Below are 17,420 nucleotides of genomic sequence, written 5' to 3'. Positions count from 1 at the left end.
AAAATCATGAACAAGATATTTTATTTATTATCCATCATAAGCTTATTCACTATTACAAGTTGTAGTGATTATCTAGACCAGCAATCTCCTGACCAGCTTACCTCGGGTAATTTCTGGAGAAATAAAGCTGATGCCGAATCTGCTTTGGCAGCAACCTATTCACAATTGGAAGCGGCTGTTGACGAATGGGCTTTCGCCGAAGTAAAATGGCCTGTTGAAGCGTATCGTGAAGACATTTGCGATTTAGGAAGCGACGCCTTAAACTACCAAAGCTGGGTTGAACTTTCGACATTTACTTATACAAATGGAAACCCGCAGTTTGCAACCTATTGGAGACTTAACTACAGAGGAATCAGTAATGCGAATCAAGTTATCGATAAATTGCCGCAAGTTCCTGCTGCTAACCTAAACGATGCTGACAGAGCACAAATTGAAGCCGAAGCTCGTTTTTTACGTGCTTATTACCACATGAAACTGCTTCTAAACTGGGATCAGATTTACGTTAGAAAAAAATACATTACTAAAGAAAGCGATCTAAGCATTCCGTTATCAACACGTGCTGAAGCATGGGATTTTATTACAAGCGAACTTAAAGCTGCGGCAGCAGTACTTCCTGCAAAACAATCTACAGATAAAACGGGACGTGCAACAAGCGGTGCCGCAAACAGCTACCTTGGATTTGCTTATTTAACCAGAGCTTATGAAGAAACGGCTCAAAAACAAGCTTTCTTAAACGAATCTCTTACTGCGCTTAACAAAGTACAAGGATATGACTTAGTCAAAGATTATGTTTCTATGTTTGATGGTACCTCTAAAAATACCAGAGAATCAATATTCGAATTGCAGTTTACAGAGACAACCGCAAACGGTGCTTTTTATCGTAATGCACTTCATTATTGGATGGCTGCTGCAGAATTAGGCGGATGGGATGAAATTTTACCAAGTACTGTACTTATAAACGAATTTAAGAAAGAAGGAAAAACGGCAACTACAGGTAACTACGACACTCGTTTTTACAGTACTATTTTCTTTAAAGATCCTTATTTTAATGATCCAAATAATCCGTTAGTATTAGGAACTACTTATGATGAAAAATTTGGCGATACAGACAAACCTGTATTCCGTAAATTTATTCCAAGTACACAGGAAAAAATGAATCAAGAATTTACTGCAATCAACGTTCCATTAATGAGATACTCAAACGTATTGTTGATGCAAGCCGAAGTATTAAACGAATTAGGTCGTACACCAGAAGCAATTCCGTACATCAACAAAGTGCGTAATAGAGCAGATATGCCAGCAATGACAGGAACAACTGCAAGCGCTGTAAAAGCTCAAATCGAGCACGAAAGAATTCTTGAATTTCCGCTTGAAAACTATCGTTTTTACGATTTACGTCGTTGGGGAAAAACAAAAACTGCTCTTGATGCTGCAGGACGAACTGGGTTTGATCCTGTAAAAAACAACTTCTACCCTATTCCGATAACAGAATTACAAGCAAATTAATCCATTAAATAATTACAATTTTTAAAAGAATAGCCCTATATTTCTTGGGCTATTCTTTTTATCTAATAGCAAATTGCTGGAGATAGTATTTTTTAAACCATTCTCCTCAATATTATATTTATCGAAAAGCATCGACTCATATAAACAGCTGAAATAAAAACAAAAAACATTCAATAAAGACGAAATAACATGGGCAAAAGGCATACACTTTTTATTCTATCCTTCTTTTTTATCTTACAATCCAGCTCGGCGCAAAAAGGATTTCCAATTTTAGAATCCGCAAAAAACAGCTTAAATTATAAGGGAAATCCAGCGAATGCTACAGATCGTAACTCATTGGCTTTTTCTGATAAAGGCGCTTGGTTTGCATTCGGATTCTTGGATACACCAAATACGCAGGCAGGGTTTTCTGGTCCATTTTTAATGACAGAACAAAACGGAGTTTGGCTGAGTCCATCATTTGTTTCTTTACAGCTTACTGACGAAAGTAAAAACGAAGTCATTAACTGGAAAAACACTTTAATAAATCAAAACAGTTACAACAGTCATTTAGAGCAGCAATTTCAGAACGAAAAAGTAAACGTAAAACAACAATTGGTTTATTTATCAGGTCATTCGGCACTTCAAAAAACAAGTATTACCAATAAAACAGGAAAAACGATAACACTTTATCCCTCTTATAATACCTCTCTTTTTTTAAACGATTTAAAATTATCCGATGAAAATAAAACTTTAAAAATAGTTTCTTCAAAAAGTAAAGCGATTGGATACGTTCAGTTTTTAAACTCAAATCCTGCAATCGAAATTACAAAAGAAGGTTACAAAGCTCAAACTGAAAAACTGACTTTAAAACCTAATGAAACTAAAGATATTGTTGTTTCTCAAACCTATATTTTTCCACAGTATTCATGGAAGAAAGAAAAAGAAACGATCGCTAAAACAACATTTAACACACTGCTGAACAACACACAAAAAGAAAAAGAAAATCTATTGACACAATTAATTGCTAAGAAAAAAGCGATTTACAAAGACAATATTTATTCTGATTTAATTGCAAAATTAGAATTGACATTACAAAACAATACCAGAATTGCGGCAGAAGGATTAAAACACGGAGGTCTTTTTCCGAGCTACAATTATGAATGGTTTCATGGATTTTGGGCATGGGACAGCTGGAAACACGCGGCAGCTGTTGCTAATTATGATACTGAATTGGCAAAAAACCAAATGCATGCTTTATTTGATTATCAAGAACCAAACGGTTTTATTCCTGATTGCGTTTACAGAAATAATCTTATCGAAGAAAACAATTACCGCAACACAAAAGCGCCGCTTGCAGCGTGGGCAATTTGGCAGATTTATGAGAAGACAAAAGATGCAGCTTTCTTAAAAGAATTTTATCCAAAGTTAAAACTATACCATAATTGGTGGTACAAAGAACGCGATCACGATCAAGATGGTTTATGCGAATTTGGCTCAACAGACGGAACTCTAATTGCAGGAAAATGGGAAAGCGGAATGGATAATGCAGTTCGTTTTGATGACAGTAAAATCTTGAAAAACGGAGAGAAAGCTTTTTCTTTAGATCAGGAAAGTGTCGATTTAAATTCATTCTTATATGCCGAAAAAAACTATTTAAGCAAAATGGCTCAGGTTTTAAAATTAACCAAAGAATCAAAAGACTGGCAAGACGCAAGCACAGCATTAAAAACTAAAATTCAAACACAATTCTGGGATGCTTCTACAGGTTGGTTTTACGACACAACAATCGATGGAAAATCATTAATAAAGATTATGGGATGCGAGGGATATTTGCCAATTTGGGCAGAAGTTGCAACTCCTGAACAAACTAAATTAATGAAAGAAAACATGCTTAATCCTGCTATTTTCAACACTTTTGTTCCGTTGCCGACATTAGCAGCAAATCATCCAAAATTTAAACCTGAAGGCGGTTATTGGAGAGGACCAATCTGGCTGGATCAAAGTTATTTTGGCATCAACGGACTTGAAAAATACGGATACACAAACGAAGCAAACCAATTAGCGCATAAGCTTATTCATAACGCTGACGGTGTTTTGGGCAAAGGAACTTCTATTAGAGAAAATTATCAGCCTCTAACCGGAAAAGGACTTGAAGCTTATAATTTCAGCTGGTCGGCAGCGCATTATTTAATGCTTATTTTGAACTAAAACTTAAAATTTATTATTGATTAACTATTAAATAAACCATGAACCAAAATATATCTCTTGCAAAATTTATTACTGCAGTAACATTTATTGCAGGCTGTCATTCGACACCTATTTTTGCTCAAAATAAAAAAGCAGTCTCTTCAGAAAAAAAAGATCCGCAGCGTTTTTTCTCAAAACCAGATTTAATGCAGATTGGCGTTTATTATTATCCTGAACAATGGCCAAGAGAACAATGGGAACGCGATCTGAAAAACATTAAAAAACTTGGTTTTGAATTTACACATTTCGCTGAATTTGCCTGGACTTACATGGAACCGCAAGAGGGTGTTTATGACTTTAAATGGCTGGACGATGCTTTGGCTATAGCCGAAAAAGAAGGTTTAAAAGTAATTCTTTGTACGCCAACTCCAACTCCGCCGGCATGGATGGGAGAAAAATATCCTGAGATTTATTTAGTAGATGCAAACGGCCGCCGCAGAGAACACGGAAACAGAGCAAATGTGTCTATAACTAATGAAAAATACAGAGAATTTACAGATCAAATTGTTGCCGAATTAGGAAAAAGATACGGTAAGAATAAAAATATTATGGGCTGGCAGATCGACAATGAACCTCTTGGTACAGCAGATTTCAGTCCGTCGGCACGCAAAGCATTTCAAATTTGGCTTAAAGCCAAATACGGAACAATCGAAAAGTTAAACACAGAATGGGTTGGAAATTTCTGGAGTACACGTTACAATAATTTCGAACAAATTGTTTTACCAAATGCCGAAATGTATTTTGAAGATAAATTGAGTCCGCATGCCGTTTTAGATTTTAAAAGATTTACATCTGATGCTCAAGCTCAATACTTAAACAGACAAGCTGAAATACTTAGAAAATATGTTGATCCAAAACAATGGATTACCACAAACTTTACCAACGTAATTTATGACGCTGATCCAAGAAGTGCTGACAAAATGGATTTTATAACCTATACAATGTATCCTGTAAGCGGTCAAAATCCGTTAGGTGGCGATAGTTTTAGAATGGGCTCACCAAGCAAAATTTCAGAAGCAAATGATTATTACAGATCAATAACGGGCGTTACTGGTGTTATGGAATTGCAACCTGGACAGGTAAACTGGGCAAGTATTAATCCCCAGTTACTTCCGGGAACTGTTCACATGTGGATTTCACAGGCTTTTGGCGGCGGCTGTTCTTTTACTTGTACGTACAGATACAGACACCCGCTTGGAAGCAGCGAAATGTATCATGACGGAATCGTTGGCACCGATGGCGTAACACTTACACAAGGCGGAAAAGAATTTGTACAATCTATCGAAGACATGAAACTGCTTCGTAAAGAATACAATCCGAAAGCTGTAATACCGCAAAATATTGCGAAAAGAAAAACCGGCTTTTTATGGAGTCATGATAATCTTTGGGATTTAGAAAACCAGAAACAAACTAAATTCTGGAATACTTGGAAACACAGAAACACTTATACTTTGGCCATTAAATCAACTGGTGCACCTATGGATTTTATTACGGAAGAGGCTAATTTTGATGATTATCCATTTATTGTAGCACCTGCTTATCAGATTGTTGATCAAAAACTAGTGGCAAAATGGCAAAAATATGTAGAGAACGGAGGAAATTTAATTCTAACTTGTCGTACAGGACAGAAAGACAGAAATGGTCATTTTTTCGAAGCAAATTGGAATGCTCCTATTGTTCCTTTAATTGGTGCTGATGTTGACTTTTTTGATATGCTGGTAGCTGATGTAAACGGAACCATCAAAGCAGGAAACAACAGTTACAAATGGAATACTTGGGCAGATGTTTTATCGCCTAAACAAGGAACAGAAGTTTTAGCCACTTATGACGATCAGTTTTACAAAGGCAAAGCTGCGGCGGTGACTCGAAAATTAGGTAAAGGAACCATCACTTATATTGGAGCAGAAAGCAATGATGGAAATCTAGAGAGACAAATTGTACGCGATACGTATTCTCGCGCCAAAGTTGCGATTGAAAACTTACCAAAAGGCGTTTTTATAGAATGGAGAGATGGTTTTTATGTAGGTGTAAATTATACCAATGAGCCTATTAATCTGCCAATTCCTCAAGGAAGTAAAATATTGGTCGGACAAAATCCTTTACAGCCTGCGCAAGCTGTGATTTGGAAGTAAAAGTTTGCCAAGATTAAGGTTTGCCACAAATTACACGAATTGGCACGAATTTTTTCAAATAGAATACACACAATAATTAGTGTAAATTCGTGCAATTTGTGGCGAAAAATAAAACAAACAAAAACAATAAAATACAATACCAATGACTTTTTCAGAAGCAGCTATTCAAGACTTAGTAAAAGAACATTACGGATTAACCGTAACCGCAAAGGCATTAAATGGATATGATGAATTAAACTTTCTTTTATCGAATGACAAAAATGAAAAGTACATTCTAAAAGTATCAAATGAGAGTCACTCATTTCCTTTTTTAGAGGCGCAGGTGGAAATCATAAAACACTTAACGAGAAGCAATATCTCTGATTGTTTTCAGCATTTTTGCATTAATAAACAAGGCGGTGAATTGACTAAAATAGTACTTGACAGCCACACTTATTATATACGAATTCTAAACTTTTTAGAAGGCATTTTTTGGGTTGATGAAAAAGCAAAAACGACCGAATTACATTATAATTTAGGTTCTTTTTTAGGGAATATGGACAATGCTTTAAAGGATTTTTCGCATCCTGCAATGCATCGCAATTACACTTGGGACATTAGTCATGCGAGTGAAGCTGGAGACAACTTAAAACACATTCTAAATCACGAAAAAAGACGTATTGCAGGTTATTTTCTACTTCAATTTGACACAGAAGTTCTGCCTCAAATACATCGCTTGAGACATGCTTATATACACAACGATGCCAACGACTACAATGTATTAGTACAAGGTAATCGCATTAGTGGTTTGATTGATTTTGGCGATATGGTTTACACCGCTCTTGTCAATAATCTAGCTATTGCTTGTACTTATGCCATGCTCGATGAAGAAGATCCGCTTGCTGTTGCGGCATCAATTGTTCAGGGGTATCATAGTGCCTATCCACTTACAGAACAGGAATTAGATTTATTGTATTATTTAATAGCTGGAAGACTTTGTATCAGTGTTACACAATCTGCTTACAATGCTTCGTTAGACAGTAATAATGAACATCATTTTATTACTGAAAAACCAGCTTGGGATTTATTGTATAAGTTAATTCAAATTAATCCAATCAAAGCGCAAAATGCTTTTAGAAAAGCTTGTGGTTTTGAAGGATTAATTAATGATAATGATTATAGCGATTTACTTGAAGTTCGTAAAAAGAAAATTGGTCGAAATCTAAGCATTGGTTACAAAGACAAATTAAAAATTGTTAAAGGCGCACTGCAATATTTGTATGATGACAAAGGAAAAACCTTTGTTGATTGCGTAAACAATCCTTCGCATGTTGGGCATTGCCACCCTGTTGTGGTTAGAAAAATGCAAAAACAAATTGCGACTTTAAATACCAATACGCGTTATTTAAACGACGCGATAACAGAATATGCAGAGAAACTAACTGCTACATTACCTGAAAAGTTAAGTGTTTGTTATTTTGTAAACTCTGGCAGCGAAGCAAATGATTTGGCTATTAGAATGAGCCGTCATTATACCAAACAAAAAGATATTATTGTACTGGATCATGCGTATCACGGAACCTCAACTGTGGCAATGGAAATGAGTCCTTATAAATTTGACAGCAAAGGCGGTTCTGGTCAAATGCCATGGATTCACAAAGCAATCAATCCCGATTTATATAGAGGTCCTTTTAAATACGGCGATGCAAAAGCAGGCGAAAAATACGCTGCTGATGTGCAACGAATTATCGAAGATTTAAAAAAAGAAGATAAAGCGCCCGCTGTATTTATTTGTGAAACTTTATTGGGAGTCGGCGGACAAATTCCGTTACCCGAAAACTATCTAAAAACAGCTTACGAATATGTAAGAGCCGCTGGAGGTGTTTGCATCGCCGATGAAGTTCAAGTTGGATTTGGAAGAATCGGAGATTATTTCTGGGGATTTGAATTGCAAAATGTAGTTCCGGATATTGTTGTTTTAGGAAAACCAATTGGAAACGGTCATCCGCTTGCAGCAGTAATTGTAACAGAGGCAATTGCAGATTCATTTAATAACGGTTTAGAGTATTTTAACACCTTTGGAGGAAATCCGGTTTCTATGACTACAGGATTAGCCGTTTTAGATGTTATTCAGGAAGAAGAAATGCAGCAGCATGCACTTGAAGTAGGAAATCATTTGATGAACGGTCTTAAAACTTTGATGGCAAAATATCCGATAATAAGCGATGTTCGAGGACACGGATTATTCATTGGCGCCGAAATGGTAAAAGACAGAACTACAATGGAACCTGCCGTTCCTGAAATTGATATTGTAGTCGAAAAAATGAAAGCAAATGGCTTTTTACTCAGTACAGACGGTCCTTTGCACAATGTTTTAAAAATAAAACCGCCTATGACTTTCAGCAAACAAAATGCTGATGAAATGGTGCGTTTACTTGATATTGCATTAAGCGAATTGTAAAAAGTATTTAATACATAATCCAAACGTTTGAACACAATATTGTCATTTCGACCGAAGGGAGAAATCACACGGGGGATTCGACAAAGATTGGCGATTTTGATTGTGGAATTTCTTGTGTGATTTCTCCCTTCGGTCGAAATGACAAAACTCTAATTGAGTTTCTGGATTATGTGTTAAAAAAACAGCAAACAAAAATAAACTAAGACTATTCCTGACTTCTTTATCCGAATAATTTTGGATAAGGCAATCTTCTATATAATTACTGTATTAAAATGAATAACAATAATATCCTTTCCAAGAATTCTATTAATCTTGAAAGTTTAGAAAAGCAATTAGAAGGTAAATTATTTTACGATCATACCATGCGTCTGCTTTATGCTACTGATGCAAGCGCTTATAAAGAAATGCCTTTGGCCGTTGCGGTTCCAAAAACTAAAGAAGATATTCAAAAAATTATTGCTTTTGCAAGGGAAAATAAAAGCAGCATAATACCGCGTGCTGCTGGAACTTCGCTTGCTGGTCAAGTGGTTGGAAATGGAATTATAGTTGATATTTCGCAGGAATTTACCAAAATCATTTCAGTTGATCCAATTGAAAAATCGGCTTGGGTAGAACCTGGAGTGATTCGTGATGAATTAAATCTACATTTAAAATCGTATAAACTGTTTTTTGGACCAGAAACTTCTACCAGTAATCGCTGCATGATTGGCGGAATGGTTGGTAATAATGCCTGCGGTGCACGATCTGTTGTTTATGGTTCTACTCGTGAGCATTTACTTGAAATTAAAGGCTTTCTGGCTGATGGCTGCGAGGTTACTTTTGGTGCTTTGACGAATGCCGAATTTGAAGACAAATGCAACGGAATTAACACCGTAAGTCCTCTCGAACAAGCCATTTACCTTCAAGCTAAAGATCTTTTATCATCAGAAACCAACAGAATATTATTCGAGAATAACTTTCCTAAAAAAACAATTCCGAGAAGAAATACGGGTTACGCTTTAGATTTATTGGCAGATTCTATGCCTTTTGGAGATTCAGACGAAAAGTTCAATTTTTGTAAATTAATTGCAGGATCAGAGGGAACTTTGTTTTTTTCTACAGCGATAAAATTAAATTTAGTCGACGCTTTAAAACCCCACGCTGCTTTAGTCTGCATCCATTTTGAAAGCATTAATGAATCATTAAAAGCCAATATTGAAGCCTTAAAATTCAATCCAGACAGCGTTGAATTAATCGATCATTATATTCTAGAATGTACAAAAGAAAACATTGAGCAAAGCAAAAATCGCTTTTTTGTAAAAGGTGATCCGCAAGCGATTTTAGCGGTCGAATTTTTACGTGATACTCAAGAAGAAATTGATACTGTTGCGATAGAAATGGAAGCTTTGATGCGTTCTAAAAATCTTGGCTATCATTTTCCAATAATTTACGGAGAAGACACTAATAAAGTCTGGGCTTTAAGAAAAGCTGGATTAGGTTTATTGTCAAATATTCCTGGCGATGCCAAAGCTGTTGCTGTAATTGAGGATACGGCGGTTGATGTAAACGATTTACCCGATTTTATTGAAGATTTTAATGCCATTTTAAAAGAACGAAATTTAAATTGTGTGCATTATGCTCACGCTGCAACCGGCGAACTGCACCTGCGCCCTATTATCGATTTAAAAACAAAAGAAGGCACGGCAATTTTTAGAACTATCGCCACAGACATTGCGCATTTAGTTAAAAAATACAAAGGTTCTCTGAGCGGCGAACACGGTGACGGAAGACTTCGCGGAGAATTTATCCCTTTGATGTTAGGCGAAGAAATATATCAAATGTTCGTTCAAATAAAAGATGTTTGGGATCCTTGGGGTGTTTTTAATCCTGGTAAAATTGTAAATACGCCACCTATGGATACCAGTTTAAGATATACAGCTGGTCAAGAAACACCAATGCCTGAAACTTATTTTGATTTTTCTGAAAATAACGGAATTTTGCGTGCAGCTGAAATGTGCAATGGTTCTGGAGATTGTAGAAAAACTGAAAAAAGCGGCGGTACAATGTGCCCGAGCTATATGGCAACTCGCGACGAAAAACACACTACACGTGCAAGGGCAAATATTTTAAGAGAAACGATAACGAATTCAAAAAAAGAAAACAAATTTGATGACGAAGGTCTTCTTGAGGTTCTCGATTTATGCTTAAGCTGTAAAGGCTGTAAATCTGAATGTCCGTCGAATGTTGATATGGCAAAACTAAAAGCCGAAACTTTACAACAGTATCATGACAAAAACGGCATTAAATTCCGTTCGAAATTGATTGGAAATACGCCCAAAATAAATCATTTGTTTGCAGCAACACCTTGGATTTACAATTTATCTACTAAGGGTGTTTTAGGAAATATTATCAAAAAAGCATCAGGTTTTGCTGTGGAGAGAAAATTGCCTTTAATGCATAAAATCACTTTCGCAAAATGGATGAAAAACTATACTCAAAAAGGAGATTTTACAAATGGTAAAGTGTATTTGTACAATGATGAATTCCTGAATTATTATGATGTTGAAATTGGTCAAACCGCTGTTAGACTTTTAAATCGGTTAGGTTATCAAGTCGAAATTTCGAAAATCGGCATCAGCGGAAGAACGTATCTTTCTAAAGGAATGCTGAAAGAAGCACGAGAAATAGCGGAAAAAAACATTCTATATTTTGAAAAAAGCATACCTCAAGACGGAATTTTAATTGGAATAGAGCCTTCTGGAATATTATCTTTCCGAGATGAATATCCCGATTTATGCCGCGGCGATTTAAAAGAAAAAGCAAAATTATTTGCTTCAAAAACCTTTTTAATCGAAGAATTTTTAGCCAAAGAATTAGACAAGGGCCGTGTTTCATCAGCTAGTTTTACGGATAAAACAGAACGTGTGCGTATGCATGGGCATTGTTTTCAAAAAGCTTTATCTTCATTAGTACCGTTAAAGAAAATTTTAACGCTGCCAAGAAACTATACCGTTTTAAACATTCCGAGTGGCTGCTGTGGCATGGCAGGCTCTTTTGGTTATGAAAAAGAGCATTACGATATATCGATGAAAATAGGCGAACTAGTTTTGTTTCCAACAATCCGTTCAGAAGATCAAGCGACATTAATTTCGGCTTCAGGAACTAGCTGCAGACATCAAATCGCAGATGGTACAGGTCGTAAAGCGCAGCATCCTGTAGAAATATTGTTTGAGGCACTAAAATAGATTCTTTTTAAACTCGTTGCCCATATTTATTTTTTAAATATCTTTATGTTAAGATAACAGCTTTTACAAGAAAATGAATCTTTTTTTAATGATCTAAAAAGTAATAATTTTGAGTACTACAGAATTTTTAACAAGACTTGCCGCCGCCACTTTAGCGGGATTAATTATAGGTTTTGAAAGACAATGGCATCATAAAGAAACTGGATTAAAAACGAATACATTGGTAGCAATAGGAGCCGCAACTTTTGTATTATTATCTATAAAAGTTGCGGGTACTGCCTTAAATGTTGATGTTACTCGTATTACGGCTCAGGTTGTTATGGGAGTTGGTTTTCTAGGTGCAGGAGTCATTTTTAGAGAAGGCGATAATGTACATGGTTTAAACTCGGCCGCTACAATTTGGTGCAGTGCCGCTATTGGCTGTATTGCCGCTTCTGGTTATTTTGCCGAAGCTTTAATTTGTACACTCACTGTAATTATCATAAACACCGCCATTGAACCAATCGAAAGATGGTTGAAAAACAGGAAGTAATAAGTTCTAATTGACTTGTTTCTGCTCTTTTTTCTTACTCTTTCAAAAGCTTTTTAGCAGAATCAGAAGCGACAATCAAACCGCCCGCCATCATAATAATATCTTTTACAACTAATCTACCAGCCCCTGATAAATAAGGAAAACCAAATTGCGGCGTTGGCATATCACCTCCCAAATTAGGAACCCAAGTTTCCGGAGTTGTAATTAAAAAAGTAAGAGTTACCAATGCCATACCTGCAGTAAGCAATCCGCCGATAAGTCCCAAACGATCGTTGAAAATACCTAAAAAAGTGAGTGAACCAATAATGACAATAACAGTTCCTAAAGCATACGAGAAACCATAAGTTCCGTTTAGATGATTCCATTCAATATTCTTCTGAACCATCTCCCCCTCTTTATTTTTATGTTCTTTATATTCTTGCGGATTATTATAAAAGAAACTCATCAAAGGACTGTTGGCTACAAAAGGAACGATTCCGTCAGCCTCATATTGAAAAGCTTTAAGTCCGCCAATCCACACCATAACTATAAGAATAGCGATTCGCATAAAATTGATAAACTGCCCTTGTAATTTTGATAAAATGATTAAGATTTTCATAGTCTAAGTATTTAGACACAAAATTAAGAAGAGCCAATTTAGACCACAATGGACAAATATGGCTATTCTCTGGACAAATCTGCAACGATAGATATTCCAACATTTTCGCGAAAAGCTGTTGGCGTAATTCCAGTATGTTTTTTAAAATAACGACTAAAATAATTCTCATCATCAAAATTCAATTCAGCTGCTATTTCTTTCATACTCTTATAAGTCAGATGAATTAACTTTTTAGATTCAAGTATTACTCTTTCATGAATTAATGTCGAAGGTGTTTTTAAGAAATACTGCTTGCAGATCTTCGAAAAATTATTGGGAGAAATTCCCGTTTTTGCGGCATAAAAAGAGGGCTGTCTTTCTTTATGAAAATTATTTTCCAGCAGTTCCTTAAAATTCATCAGTGGATGATATGCATTCTTTTCTGCTTCGATACTATTATCTTTAGATTTAATTTTACTGCATAACGCCAAAATCAATTGTAAATATGCTTTTACAACTGCTGCAGCATACGTATTCGACTCTTGAAGCTCGATTATCATTTTTCTTAAGATGTTGTCAATTTCAGTATAGTCTTCTTGCTCAAGATTTATAAAAGTCTGCTGATAAATATTATTAAACAAAAGTCCATTGCAGGCGACTTCTTTTTTATGGTATTCAATACAATAAAAATCGCCGTGAAACTGCAGTTTCTTTACTTTAATTGGAGATTCAGATTCAAAATAAACCATTTGATATGGAGTTGAAAACAATACAATTTTGCCATTAAAAGAGTACTTTACCAAATCTACGCTTACTTTCCCATTGCCTTCAAAAAGAAATATAGTGTAGAGCGGCGAACTGCCTGTACGGTTAATATCATCTGTAGTACATTCCTGAACTGAACAGCCTTTTTGATTATTTTCTTTATCTTTCATTGATGATCTATACTGCAAATTCTATTTGCTGTTTTAAGCAGTACTCAAAGTTAGAGTATTATTTTGGGGAACTGACTTTTAAAGAATAGATAAATCAATGCTGTTTTTTTTTAAAATTTCTTGTCATAGATTAAGTCTACTAGGTTTTATACTTACTAATTTTACAATACTAAAAAAAGCAATTATGGAATATACAGTTATAAACAACGAAAAAGACAAACGTTTTGAGATTCACGTAGATGGACATATGGCGTTTGAACAATACAAATTATTCGATGGCGGTATTGCCTATATTCATACTGAGGTTCCGCCAGAATTATCTGGACAAGGATTAGCGGCTTACATAGCAAAATATGTTTTGGATTACGCAGAAGAAAATCATCTTAAAGTAAAACCGTATTGTCCTTACATAAAAGCTTACATCGACAAACATCCAGAATATCAAGCTAATTCATTATTTCATAATAAAGAATTATAAAACTGATAAAACAAAAAAAAGACTACTCAAACCGAGTAGTCTTTTATATATAACAGCTAAATGGCTTTTAAGCCATAAATAGTGCATGTTTATTATAATTGTACAAAACCTTATCATAAGGCACATAAAGTGACGTTATCTTCTCTGATGCTTCATCAAACTTGATTCCATTATGTTTTCTAAACAAGTAAATTTCTTTCAAGCAATTCGACAGACTTTGATGAATTGAAGTTGTAAAAGTTGGCAGTTTATTATCGCCTACTAATAAATCAATTTGATAATTAGAACTGCTTTTTGACAAGTTGTTACCAATAATTCTTATTGTAAAAGTAGTCGCTTTTCCGTGTTGTTCACCTTGATATTGTAATACCATAATTTTATAATTAAAAAGGTTATATGTTTTCTCTTTACTCTTATTTAAAGTTATGAAAAAAAATGACTGTTTTAAAAATTAACATCAAATTTATTTGACAAAATTAAAACAATAAAAATAACTGCAATGCCTTTTAACAATTCATAAACTCAAAAAACTAAATAAAAAAAACCGTAAAGAATTACGGTTTTTCGGCAATTAACTAAATATATTTAATCAACTTTTTTCAACGAGTAAAATTCATTCATAAGCACGATTAATTTGCGATAATATTTTCGGGTATTTTTTCTTCGATTAAATCTAATAAAAATGGATTTCCATCTTCATCAAACATTGTCATATTCAACGAATCCAACAAGGTTAATTTTTTTGAAACAGCTCCTTTAAATTTATTGTACGAAAGATTCATCTCTGACAAATTCTTTAATTTCTCCAGTTCTTCAGGAATTTCGCCATCAAAACTGTTATTAAATAAACTTAGGTTTTGCAAAGCATTTAAATTCAATATCTCTTTACTCAAATTTCCAGAGAATTTATTACTGTTTAAAAGCAATACTTTTAAGGTTGTAATCGTATATATTGAACCCGGCAGTTGTCCTTCAATTTCATTGTCAAATAACGAAAGTATTTCTAACTTTTTTAAACTCCCAAAACTTAAAGGCAATTCACCAGATAATTTATTCGACGAAATGTCTAGAATTTCAAGTTCTTTAAAGCTATTTACTTCATTTGGTAATGTTCCTTCTAATTTATTTTTGTGCAGATTGATCCTTTCTAAATTGACTAAATCAAAAAATTCAGGTGGTAATTCTCCTTGTAAATTATTGTCTGGCAAATTGAGCGCCGCAACTTTTCCATCTTCTATTTCAACACCATACCAAGTCGAGACCGAAAGTGATAAATCCCACTTTATTTTCCAATTTGACCCATTTGTAGCATGATAAAATTTTAGTAATGCTTCTTTCTCTTTATCTGAAACAGTATCTGCAAAACTATTTAGAGAAAAAACAAGCATTAAAAAAAGTGTGGTTAAGCTTTTCATAACTAATTTGGGGAATTAGGTTTTTCTATTTTCAAAATTAAGAAATTACTAGACATAATGCATGTATTGTCGATAAAGTGTTGATAAATAAAAAATACGTATTATTTTTACTACTTATTTAACTTTTAACAACCTAACCATTTTTTAACTATTTTTGAATCAACTAATTATAAAAAACCTCATAATATGGAAATTCACTTCACAGCGCTTTTATTAGCCGCAATTGTCACATTGGTAGTTGGTTTCATTTGGTATCATCCTAAAGTATTTGGTACAATCTGGATGAAAGAAAATAATTTTACAGAAGATGATCTTAAAACTGGAAATATGCTCAAAATATTTGGGTTTACTTATATTTTCTCTTTAATGATTACAGTAATATTAATGGGATTAACTATTCATCAATCTGGAGCCGTAGGAATGGTTGGCGGTCCGCCTTTGATTGAGGCTGCAAAACCTTCATTTAAAGCTTTTATGGCTGATTATGGTACTGCATATCGCACCTTTAAACATGGCGCACTTCATGGGTTTATGTCTGGCTTATTCTTTGCGCTTCCAATTGTTGGAATTAATGGCTTATTTGAAAGAAAGTCTTGGAAATATATTTTCATTCACGCAGGTTATTGGATGGTTACGCTTGCTTTAATGGGCGGTATTATCTGTGGATTTGCATAAATAACAAATAACTAACCCGTTTGAAAAAGTAAATTCAAACGGGTTTTTCTTAATAATAACTTAAACCAATTGAGTTATTATAAAAATTATCTAATTTTGAACAAATTAGCACTCTCTTTTGAATACAACTTATTCTTTTCAAATCTACAACAGCGCTTCGTTACTGCCTTTAGAATGGAACTCGCTGGCTGATAATAACATCTTTTTGACACGGGAATATCTCGAGATACTCGAAAATTCTTCTCCTGTAAATATGATCTGCCATTTTATTGGAATTTTTGATAAAGAAACTCTTTTAGGAATTGCATTAACTCAGTTTTTATTTGCTGAAAAGCTGGAATCTTTTGGTGAACGCGATCAATGCTTGAAAACTTCTGTGCGTAATTTTGCTTTCAAAAACTTTGCATCGCACGTTTTATTTGTTGGCAATAATATGCTCACAGGACAAAATGCCTTTGCTTTTAGTCCAAATATAAAAGAAGCAAAAGCAATTAAAACACTTCATAAAGCAATTACACAACTCAAAAAAGATTTAAAAGCACAAGGCAAAAAAGTACATATTACGAGTATAAAAGATTTTACCGCAAAAGAAATTGAGCCTTTGCAAGCTGAATTTAAAAACAATTATACTTTTTCGACTCAGCCCAATATGGTTTTTGAAATCAATAAAAATTGGAAAACCGAACAAGACTATATCGATGCTTTGTCAAAAAAATATCGAGATCAGTACAAGCGGGCTCGAAAAAAATCTGAAGGAATTGAAAAGAAAAAAATGTCACTTTCTGATATTCGAAAATATGAAGATGTCATTTACGAGTTGTATTTTCATGTGGCAAAAAATGCGCCTTTTAATACTTTTTTCTTAGCTCGAAATCACTTTAGCTTTTTTAAAGAAATCATGAAAGATGATTTTTTGCTTTACGGTTATTTTCTAGATGAAAAACTAATTGGTTTTAATACATTGATAAAGAATGGAGCTGTAATGGATACTTATTTTTTAGGATATGATGAAAGTATTCAGCGCGAAAAAATGCTTTATTTAAATATGCTTTATGATATGATTGCGTATTCTATTAATCAAGGTTTTTCATCAATTGTATTTGCTCGAACTGCTCTTGAAATTAAAAGTTCTGTTGGCGCAAAACCAGTAAAAATGTACGGTTTAATTACACACAGCAATGCATTAATCAATCACAATATTGGCAGATTCTTTAATTATCTGGAACCTAAAACGGAATGGCAGGAACGAAATCCTTTTAAATAGTCCAGTAAAACTT

At 34.3% G+C, this 17,420-nt stretch carries 13 protein-coding genes; 9 read left to right on the top strand and 4 right to left on the bottom strand.

The features are described from left to right. The first annotated feature begins 6 nt into the window (after positions 1-6). The 6 genes from ACHRV0_RS11330 to ACHRV0_RS11305 all read left to right on the top strand — a co-directional run bounded on the left by ACHRV0_RS11330 (position 7) and on the right by ACHRV0_RS11305 (position 12,063). Positions 7-1,506, top strand: coding sequence for a RagB/SusD family nutrient uptake outer membrane protein (locus ACHRV0_RS11330; protein ID WP_395440897.1), 1,500 nt, complete (start codon positions 7-9; stop codon positions 1,504-1,506). 189 nt (positions 1,507-1,695) lie between these two features. Then, positions 1,696-3,696, top strand: coding sequence for an MGH1-like glycoside hydrolase domain-containing protein (locus ACHRV0_RS11325; protein ID WP_395440896.1), 2,001 nt, complete (start codon positions 1,696-1,698; stop codon positions 3,694-3,696). A 38-nt stretch (positions 3,697-3,734) separates the two neighbouring features. Further along, positions 3,735-5,867 carry a beta-galactosidase gene (locus ACHRV0_RS11320; RefSeq protein WP_395440895.1) on the top strand — a complete coding sequence of 711 codons (2,133 nt, stop codon included), beginning with the start codon at positions 3,735-3,737 and terminating at the stop codon, positions 5,865-5,867. Between the two features lie 142 nt (positions 5,868-6,009). After that, positions 6,010-8,307: an aminotransferase class III-fold pyridoxal phosphate-dependent enzyme gene (locus ACHRV0_RS11315; RefSeq protein ID WP_395440894.1), complete on the top strand. Its 2,298-nt coding sequence runs from the start codon at positions 6,010-6,012 to the stop codon at positions 8,305-8,307. 272 nt (positions 8,308-8,579) lie between these two features. Further along, positions 8,580-11,531, top strand: coding sequence for an FAD-binding and (Fe-S)-binding domain-containing protein (locus ACHRV0_RS11310; RefSeq protein WP_395440893.1), 2,952 nt, complete (start codon positions 8,580-8,582; stop codon positions 11,529-11,531). A gap of 109 nt (positions 11,532-11,640) precedes the next feature. Next, a complete protein-coding gene (locus tag ACHRV0_RS11305) occupies positions 11,641-12,063 on the top strand; it encodes an MgtC/SapB family protein (protein WP_395440892.1) in 423 nt (140 codons plus the stop codon). Between the two features lie 34 nt (positions 12,064-12,097). On the opposite strand, the gene rclC is transcribed toward ACHRV0_RS11305, so the two are convergent. Both rclC and ACHRV0_RS11295 read right to left on the bottom strand, forming a co-directional pair. After that, positions 12,098-12,661: a reactive chlorine resistance membrane protein RclC gene (gene rclC / locus ACHRV0_RS11300; RefSeq protein WP_395440891.1), complete on the bottom strand. Its 564-nt coding sequence runs from the start codon at positions 12,659-12,661 to the stop codon at positions 12,098-12,100. Positions 12,662-12,723: 62 nt separating this feature from the next. After that, on the bottom strand, positions 12,724-13,575 hold the full coding sequence (locus ACHRV0_RS11295) for a helix-turn-helix domain-containing protein (RefSeq protein ID WP_395440890.1): 852 nt from the start codon (positions 13,573-13,575) through the stop codon (positions 12,724-12,726). 184 nt (positions 13,576-13,759) lie between these two features. On the opposite strand from ACHRV0_RS11295, the gene ACHRV0_RS11290 reads away from it, so the two are divergent. Beyond that, the gene (locus tag ACHRV0_RS11290; RefSeq protein ID WP_089053970.1) at positions 13,760-14,053 is read left to right on the top strand and encodes a GNAT family N-acetyltransferase; all 294 of its coding nucleotides are present in this window, start codon (positions 13,760-13,762) and stop codon (positions 14,051-14,053) included. Between the two features lie 67 nt (positions 14,054-14,120). On the opposite strand, the gene ACHRV0_RS11285 is transcribed toward ACHRV0_RS11290, so the two are convergent. Both ACHRV0_RS11285 and ACHRV0_RS11280 read right to left on the bottom strand, forming a co-directional pair. Continuing rightward, the gene (locus ACHRV0_RS11285; RefSeq protein ID WP_395440889.1) at positions 14,121-14,426 is read right to left on the bottom strand and encodes a hypothetical protein; all 306 of its coding nucleotides are present in this window, start codon (positions 14,424-14,426) and stop codon (positions 14,121-14,123) included. A 256-nt stretch (positions 14,427-14,682) separates the two neighbouring features. Then, on the bottom strand, positions 14,683-15,468 hold the full coding sequence (locus ACHRV0_RS11280) for a Two component regulator three Y domain protein (RefSeq protein WP_395440888.1): 786 nt from the start codon (positions 15,466-15,468) through the stop codon (positions 14,683-14,685). A gap of 186 nt (positions 15,469-15,654) precedes the next feature. Here ACHRV0_RS11280 and ACHRV0_RS11275 point away from each other — a divergent pair, with 186 nt between their 5' ends. Together ACHRV0_RS11275 and ACHRV0_RS11270 are read left to right on the top strand one after the other, a co-directional pair. Next, positions 15,655-16,143, top strand: coding sequence for a DUF1761 domain-containing protein (locus ACHRV0_RS11275; protein ID WP_129023784.1), 489 nt, complete (start codon positions 15,655-15,657; stop codon positions 16,141-16,143). A gap of 118 nt (positions 16,144-16,261) precedes the next feature. Next, on the top strand, positions 16,262-17,407 hold the full coding sequence (locus ACHRV0_RS11270; RefSeq protein ID WP_395440887.1) for a peptidogalycan biosysnthesis protein: 1,146 nt from the start codon (positions 16,262-16,264) through the stop codon (positions 17,405-17,407). Positions 17,408-17,420 lie beyond the last annotated feature (13 nt).

Origin of the sequence: Flavobacterium sp. FlaQc-30, from assembly GCF_044005885.1 — a bacterium.
Lineage (GTDB): Bacteria > Bacteroidota > Bacteroidia > Flavobacteriales > Flavobacteriaceae > Flavobacterium.
The sequence above is the reverse complement of the archived record's forward strand: the minus strand, read 5'-3'. Positions and strand labels throughout refer to the sequence as shown.